We start from the raw sequence: 6,472 nt of genomic DNA, 5'->3' as shown, positions 1-6,472 counted from the left end.
CGGATCATGTTGGAACATGAATCGCTTCCGGACCACAACGCAACCTCTTTTCCGGCTCCTCAATGAGTCAGGCTATAAGAACTACCCGCCGTCGCAGCGTCAAACGCGTTGCGCGGTCCGCCAGCGGCGATATCCAAGCCCTGCCAGGACGATCATCGCGGCATAGAGGCCGGCGGTGAGCATCAGCCCCTTGAACACGAACATGCCGACATAGATCACGTCGACCGCGACCCACAGCAGCCAGCTTTCGCGATGTCGCCGTGCCGTCCAATATTGCGCGACGAGGCTGAAGCTGCTCAGCGCGGAGTCGATCCACGGGAGTGCCGCATCGGTATAGTGGCTCGTGCCCCACCCGATCGTGACCGCCCCGAGCGCGCCCGCCGCAAGCGCGACTGCCGCAGGCCCCGCGCGCAGCGGCTCGACCATGACGTCGCCATCATGTTCCTTGCCGCGCGCCCAGACGATCCAGCCATACACGATGGCGATGCCGAACAGCGCTTGCAGCACCATGTCGGCATAGAGCCGAACGTCGAGGAACAGCTTGAAGTAGAGCGCACAGGCCAGCAGGTTGATCGGCCAGCACAGCATCCGCCGCACGGCGGTCAGCCAGATCCCCAGAAAGCTGACGATGACAGCGACGATCTCGAGCGCGGACATCAGCCGAGTGGCCCATGCTCGATGGTGTTCAGGAAAGCTTGTCCGTGTGGCGCGGTGAACCAGTCGGCGTGGCCGAGCAGATACTGGTCCCACGCCACGCTCGCCTGCTCGGCATCGCCGACGACACCCGCGAAATAGTCGATCTCGGACAGCGCGAATTCGAAATGGACGAGCGGCAGCACGCGCAGCAGCGCCGCCACCTCACCGCGGTCGAGCGGGATCACCGTCGCATACCCCGCGAGCAGCGCTTGCGCGGTTTCGGGATGGCCGATCGTCGCGTCTCTCCCCTGCCCCAGCTCCAACCAGTCGATCGCAGTGCGCTCGATTGCGGTCGCGAGGTCGTGCACCGCGCAGGTGCGGTCGGCGAGACCGAAGTCGAACACCGTCTCGACCTGTCCGTCCGCGCTCCACAGCACGTTCGAGGGATGCCAGTCGTTATGCGTCCACAGCGCCTCGTGCCCCGCCAGCGCTGCCGGCACGCCTTGGCCGAGCTCGGCAAACAGTCGCGCCACCGCCGGCCGCCAGTCGCGCGGTTCGAGGAAGGCCGCTAGCGCCGGCCGCGCCGCGACATAGGCCTCGGTGGCCGCCAACGGATCGGTGCTGGGAAGAATATTGAAGCTCGCCACCAAGGGCTGCACCGCGCGCGCCGGCGCTGCGAAGCCGCGCGATGCTGCGTGTAGCCGTGCGAGCGACGCACCTGCCGCATGGGCGTGCGACGCCGCGAGGTACGGAGTCCAGGAAAGTCGCTCCCGGTACAGGTCGAGCCCCGCGCCTTGGCGGTGGAGTTCGTAGGTCCAGTCGCCGACGGCGATCGCGCTCGTCCCGGCGTCGGTCAGCAGGATTTCGGGCACCGGTATCCCGGCCGCGGCGAGATGCGCGATGAAGGCGTGCTCCTCCGCCAGGCCGGCAGGCGTCCGCACTGCCGGATGGTGCCGCTTCAGCACGAACATTCCGCGCGTCGTGCGGACCCGCGCCGCCGCCGAGAAGGGCCGCGGCGAATGCCATTCGAGCGCCTCGAGCCGACCGGCGACAGGGAAGCGCGCAAGCGCGGCAGCCGCGTGATCATGCGTGATGGCAGGCCAGGTCGGCGGCTCGAGCGTGGTGCCCATGCCGTGGACGAGATGCGGGGCGCTCGCGGCCATTGCCTCAGAACACGCGCGACAGCGTCGCGATCAGCGCCGCGCCGCTCCCGACATAATAAGCCGGCGCTGCCCCGGCGATGACGCTGCCGCGACGCCCGATCGTGTCGCGCGCGTTGGGGGTCACCGCCGCGACGCCCGACAGCACGCGTGGATTGGTGACGTTGATCGCATTGAGCCGCAGATCGGTACGCTTGCCGTCGAGCCACTCCGCCAGGTGCACGCCGACCGACAGGTCGAGCGTCGCGTAGCCCGGGATGCTCTCGTCATTGACGAAGGTGGCATATTGGCGCGCGACATATTTCAGCGCGCTGCTGCCGAAGAAGCGGCCGTCGTCATACGTCCCGCCGAGCCCTGCCTGGAAGGTCGGGCTCGATACCGCATGCTTGCCGCGCGTCGGCAGGAAATCCGCGCCTACCGGCAGGTCGTTGTCGAGCCGCGCGCGCAGATATTCGCCCGAGACGTAGAGGCTCACCCCCGCGGCGGGGCGGTAGTCGATCTCGCCATCGACTCCGTACGACGCCTGGCTGCCGGCGTTAAGCGTCGAATTGACCTGCGCGCCACCGACATCGACCAGCGTGGCGAGCTGGCGATTGCGGAAATGGTAATGGAAGGCGGTCACCGACGCCGACAGGCTCGGCCCGATGTAGCGATAGCCGAGCTCCTGCGAGACCGAATATTCGTTCTTGAGCGCGTTCGTCCCCTGCGTGCTGAGTTCACCGCCATAATAGCTGTTGTAGAGCGTGAATTCGTTGGGGCCGCGGAAGTTGGTGGTGATGTTGGCGAACAGCTGCTGCCGGTCGTCGAGTTGATAATGGATCGCCGCGCGCGGCAGCGCGGCAGAGCTGTCGCGGCGCACCGCCGATTGCGGGCCGGGCAAATAATTGCGCCCATTGCGGAGCAGATCGACGCCCTTGAACCCGATATCGACGCTCAACCGCGGGGTCAGCGTGATGCTGTCGGAAAGGAAGAAACCCTTGGTCAGCGTGAGCGTGCGCTGATCCTCATAGGCGAGCAAGCGGCCATCGGCAGTGCGGATCGCCGTCTCCTGATAGCCCCATGGGTCGACCGGACGCCCGTCCGCGCGCACCGCGCCATAGGTCTGCAGCACGCGATCCTTGCCGTAATCGAACCACAGGCCAGCGGTGATCCGGTGCGCCCCGGCGGCAAGCGTGAGCTTGGCGACGGTGCCGCCGCGGAACTGGTCGCCGGTATAATTGCCGAGCACGGTCGCCGCGCCATCGACCGCGCCGGGCAGCGCGACCGGCCCCAGCCCCTCGGTGCCGAGGAAATTGCCGGTGGTCGAGAGCGCCGTGCCGTACGGCGAATTGCCATAACCGAACTGGAGATAGCTCGTCGTGTCGAGCGTCAGCCGATCATTGAGCGCCAGATGCAGCGGCGCCGCAAGATAGACGTTGCGGAACGGCGCGCGGTGAAGCCGCCAGTAATTCGTATTCCCGGCGCTATAGTTGCGGTCATAATTGAACCCGCGCCCCTGGGCGTTCCAGTCGGCGAGCGTCGGGCTGGGATAGGTCGAGGAATTGGCATCGTTGAACGACACGGCGATGCTCGCGCGGTTGCCGTTGCCCCATTCGTTGAGCAGCTTGGCTTCGACATGCTGGCGCGTGTCGAACCCCGCACCGCGCCAATTGTCGGCGCGGATGTTCGAATAGGACACGAACGCCTTGAGCCCGGTCCGGCCGATCGTGCCGGTATCGACCCGCACGAAGGCGCGCCGCGCGGCGTACGATCCGAGCGAGAGATTGACGAGCGCTTGCGGGCTCGTCTTGGGATCGTCGAGCGTCAGCGACAGCAGCCCCCCCGCCCCGCCGACGGTCGGCGAATCGAGATCGACCGCACCTTGCGCGAGCGTGATCTGCTTGAGGTTCTCGGCATCGGCGAACTGCGCGGGATAGGCGTAATAATAGCCGATGTCGTTCTGCGGCGCGCCTTCGAGCAGCACGCCGATCTCGTCCTGCCCGAGCCCGCGCAGCGTCAGGCTCGAGCTGGTCGACAGGCCGTAGGGGTCGCTCGACGAGACGTTCGCGCCGGGCAGCAGGCCGATGAGTTGGAACGCGTTGAGCGTGGGCGCTTGCTTGGTGATGAAATCGGCCGAGATCGCGCTTTGCGCCTTGGGCGCGTGCTGGTCGGGGAGCAGGCCTTCGGGATCGGGATGGCCGGTAACGACGATATCGCCGGGCGGATCCTTGTCCTCGGCGAACGCCGGGACCGCGAGCATCGCGCTCGACAGCAGCGCGAAGCCGAGCGCGCCGCGTGCGATGCCGTCGGTCATGGAAAGCCTGCGTGTCATCCGTCGTCACTCCTACACGGAGGGGTAACGGAGTCTGCCGCCAGCCCTCCCTACGCCGGTATCAACCGGATCAGGTTCAGCGGGTCGTGGGCTGCAGCCCACCTCTCAGCCGCGCATTAGCGGCCCCCCGGGGAGCGCGGGGCTTAGTCGGTCAGGTCACGTGAGGAAAGCGCTATTGCGCGGGCGCGGCATCAGCCTCGGTAAATCCCGCCGCGATGAAGCGCTCAGGGAGCGGCGCCCTGGCGATGATCGGCTCCTTGCCCGCCCGTGGCACCATCAATTCGGCGGCGTGCAGCAGCGTCGCGGCGCCGTTCGCCTTGGTGCCGTTGCCGTAGATCGGATCGCCGACCACCGCAGCGCCGAGCGCCTCGGCAGCATGGACGCGGATCTGGTGCGTTCGGCCGGTCTCGGGGATGAACTCGACGAAGCTGCGCCCGTCCTTGATCGACAGCACGCGCCACGCGGTCCGCGATGCCTTGCTGCCCTTGGCGCCGAGCGGATCGCCGACCATCCGCCAGCCGGTCTCTTCGGTGCTGACCTTCGCAAGCGCGAGATCGATCAGCCCGCTTTCACCCTCGACCACACCCTCGAGCACCGCGAGATAGCGCTTGCGCACCAGCCCCTGTTCGAACGCCTGTTGCAGGCGGGCATGCGCCTTGGGATTGCGCGACAGCAGCAGGCAGCCCGACGTGTCGCGATCGAGCCGATGCACCGGCACCGGCCAGCGCTTGAACGCGAAGGTCAGCCCGTCGAGATGGTTTTCGAGGGAGAGCGATCCATCGCGCGGACGATCGACCGGGAGACCGGCGGGCTTGTCGATGACAAGCGCCTCGCCGTCGAGGAAAAGAACATGATTGGCTAGCATCCCACCCCCTTGCCACCGCAAGCGCCGACATGCCAGAGCCCGCGCCGTGCGAGCGATGCGAACTTGGGCGATGGGGATCGCGCTGGCGCCGTGGGCGGCTTCCCCCACGCTCGCCCAAACGGCTGTTCCGGCGGGCCTTTATCCCGGCGACCTCCCCGCTGCGATGGCCGACGGACGCATGCTTGGCCACCTGCCCTATCCTGAAGTCGCAAGCGGCGATCTGGTTGCGGCGCCGCCCGGTTTCGCGGTCGGCCAGCCTTGCGTTATCAATCGCGATGCCGCGCCCGACCTTGCGCGGATGCTGACCGCCGCCGCGCTGACGCCCAGCGTAGGCAAGACGCTCCGCGGCCTGTCGTGCTTCCGCTCGATTGCGCACCAGCGCGCGGTCTTTTGCCACAATCGCCGACGCGGCCATTGCGGCGACCCGGCGATGCGCGCGCTGACCGTCGCGCCGCCGGGGTTCAGCGAGCACGCAACGGGCTATGCGATCGACTTCGCCATCCGGCCGTCGGCGGGATGCGCCGATGTCGACAGTTGCATCGCGACGACCCCCGCCGGTCGCTGGTTGATCAGCCACGCGCCCGACTTCGGTTTCGAACTGTCGTTCCCGATCGGCAATGCGCAAGGCGTCACGTGGGAGCCGTGGCATTGGCGCTGGGTCGGCGCCAATCTGAAGGTGCCTGGCGCGACGCGCGCGCGCCTGGCGGTCGGCCGCGCGCGCGCGAGCTACCCGGCGAGCCCGCGTGTGACCGACATATCCGACCTCTGGCTCAAGCCACCGTCGGTGCCGCCACCCGTCATGCTCCCGCAATTGCTGCCTCCGCCGATCATCGCTCCGGTCGAGCGGCGGAGGCGCAAATGGTTCAGGCTTTGAGCTTGGCCGCCGTCTCGGCGATGCGCTTGCCCTGATAGCGCGCGCCGGCGAGCTCCTCGGCATGCGGCTGGCGGCTGCCGTCGCCATCGGCGATCGTCGATGCGCCATACGGCGTGCCGCCGACCACTTCCTTGACGCCGGTCATGCCCTGGAAGCCGTAGTCGAGGCCAACGATCGTCATGCCGTGATGCATCAGGTTCGTGATGATCGAGAACAGCGTCGTCTCCTGCCCGCCATGCTGGCTCGCGGTCGAGGTGAACGCACCGCCGACCTTGCCGATCAGCTTGCCGCCGAACCACAGCCCGCCGGTGGTATCCCAGAACGACGCCATCTGGCTCGGCATGCGACCAAAGCGCGTCGGTGCGCCGACGATGATCGCGTCATAGTCAGCGAGCGCGTCGGGGCCGGAAATCACTTCGTGCGCGGTATCGGTCTTGAAGTGCGCCGCTTCGATCACCGCTTGCGGCGCAGTTTCGGCGACGCGGCGGATGTCGACCTCGGCACCACCGGCGCGCGCGCCTTCGGCAACGGCATCGGCCATCTGCTCGATATGGCCGTAGGACGAGTAATAGAGCACGAGAACTTTGGTCATCGGATAGTCCTTCTTCTGTCTCTTATACACATCT

The 6,472-nt window shown here is 67.2% G+C and carries 6 protein-coding genes and 1 riboswitch; of the genes, 1 reads left to right on the top strand and 5 read right to left on the bottom strand.

Translation table 11 applies throughout. From position 1 onward, the window contains the following. Positions 1-99 precede the first annotated feature (99 nt). The 4 genes from pnuC to QN347_RS18455 form a co-directional block, all read right to left on the bottom strand. On the bottom strand, positions 100-657 hold the full coding sequence (gene pnuC, locus QN347_RS18470; RefSeq protein WP_322162796.1) for a nicotinamide riboside transporter PnuC: 558 nt from the start codon (positions 655-657) through the stop codon (positions 100-102). Further along, positions 657-1,799: a phosphotransferase enzyme family protein gene (locus QN347_RS18465; protein ID WP_322162794.1), complete on the bottom strand. Its 1,143-nt coding sequence runs from the start codon at positions 1,797-1,799 to the stop codon at positions 657-659. The genes pnuC and QN347_RS18465 overlap by 1 nt, the downstream gene beginning before the upstream one ends. A gap of 4 nt (positions 1,800-1,803) precedes the next feature. Then, the gene (locus QN347_RS18460; protein WP_322162792.1) at positions 1,804-4,089 is read right to left on the bottom strand and encodes a TonB-dependent receptor; all 2,286 of its coding nucleotides are present in this window, start codon (positions 4,087-4,089) and stop codon (positions 1,804-1,806) included. Between the two features lie 48 nt (positions 4,090-4,137). Next, positions 4,138-4,247, bottom strand: a riboswitch (TPP riboswitch). Positions 4,248-4,279: 32 nt separating this feature from the next. Then, a complete protein-coding gene (locus tag QN347_RS18455) occupies positions 4,280-4,972 on the bottom strand; it encodes an RNA pseudouridine synthase (protein WP_322162790.1) in 693 nt (230 codons plus the stop codon). 163 nt (positions 4,973-5,135) lie between these two features. On the opposite strand from QN347_RS18455, the gene QN347_RS18450 reads away from it, so the two are divergent. Continuing rightward, entirely contained in the window at positions 5,136-5,846 is a 711-nt protein-coding gene (locus QN347_RS18450; protein ID WP_323494297.1) for a M15 family metallopeptidase, read from the top strand. Here QN347_RS18450 and wrbA read toward each other — a convergent pair. Then, positions 5,836-6,438, bottom strand: a complete 603-nt coding sequence (gene wrbA, locus QN347_RS18445; protein ID WP_133189518.1) for an NAD(P)H:quinone oxidoreductase — start codon at positions 6,436-6,438, stop codon at positions 5,836-5,838. The genes QN347_RS18450 and wrbA overlap by 11 nt on opposite strands. Between the last annotated feature and the right edge of the window lie 34 nt (positions 6,439-6,472).

The sequence above is a fragment of the Sphingomonas sp. 10B4 genome (assembly GCF_035019905.1).
Lineage (GTDB): Bacteria > Pseudomonadota > Alphaproteobacteria > Sphingomonadales > Sphingomonadaceae > Sphingomonas > Sphingomonas glacialis.
The sequence above is the reverse complement of the archived record's forward strand: the minus strand, read 5'-3'. Positions and strand labels throughout refer to the sequence as shown.

Coding starts and splice junctions, on each gene's coding strand:
- pnuC (WP_322162796.1), bottom strand. CDS start 657: ATGTCCGCGCTCGAGATCGTCGCTGTCATCGTCAGCTTTCTGGGGATC.
- QN347_RS18465 (WP_322162794.1), bottom strand. CDS start 1,799: ATGGCCGCGAGCGCCCCGCATCTCGTCCACGGCATGGGCACCACGCTC.
- QN347_RS18460 (WP_322162792.1), bottom strand. CDS start 4,089: ATGACCGACGGCATCGCACGCGGCGCGCTCGGCTTCGCGCTGCTGTCG.
- QN347_RS18455 (WP_322162790.1), bottom strand. CDS start 4,972: ATGCTAGCCAATCATGTTCTTTTCCTCGACGGCGAGGCGCTTGTCATC.
- QN347_RS18450 (WP_323494297.1), top strand. CDS start 5,136: ATGGCCGACGGACGCATGCTTGGCCACCTGCCCTATCCTGAAGTCGCA.
- wrbA (WP_133189518.1), bottom strand. CDS start 6,438: ATGACCAAAGTTCTCGTGCTCTATTACTCGTCCTACGGCCATATCGAG.